The 587-nt window shown below is 72.6% G+C and carries 1 pseudogene; it reads left to right on the forward strand.

Annotated elements, in window-relative coordinates:
* Nucleotides 1-93: 93 nt before the first annotated feature.
* A pseudogene (locus A5678_RS07145) lies at nucleotides 94-587 on the forward strand (hypothetical protein); the annotation flags it as partial.

Below are 587 nucleotides of genomic sequence, written 5' to 3' on the forward strand. Positions count from 1 at the left end.
CGGCGCTGTAGGCCAGCTCGCGTCCGTCGGCCGACAGGTCGCCCGCGTAGGGCATCGCGATCGTCGAGGGCGCGCCCGGACGGGCTGTTCCTGGTGGGCTCGGACGTCGACATCCCGTACATCAAGCCGGCGCTCGAGGCGGCGACGTCGCTGTCCGTGACCACGCCCGAGGAACCCGAAATGGCGTTGGCCCGCGGCGCGTCACTGGCGGCGGCCAACGCGCAGTTGGGCGCGCCCTCGACGATCGCGATGCCCTACGCGGGCGACCTGTCGGCCGACGGACGCGAGCTGGCCTACAGCGCCGAATCGAATACCGGAAAGTCGCGGACAACCGGCGCCGACGGCGAGGCGGCCGCGCACTCGGGCGCGCGACGCAGCCGCAAGTCGGTGCTGGCCGTCGCCGCCGCGACGCTGATATTCATCGGCGGTGTCGTTGCCCTGGCCGTGGCGCTGGCCGTCGACATCCGACCGCATGCCAACCAGCACCCCGACATCAACCAAAACGTCGTCGCCCCGTCACACCCCGCGCCCCCGCCGCCGGCGGTGGCTCCCGTGAGACGCGTCACAATGTGGGGCGGGCCTGTCAC

Origin of the sequence: Mycobacterium sp. E2733 (assembly GCF_001667585.1) — a bacterium.
In the GTDB taxonomy this organism is placed as follows: domain Bacteria; phylum Actinomycetota; class Actinomycetes; order Mycobacteriales; family Mycobacteriaceae; genus Mycobacterium.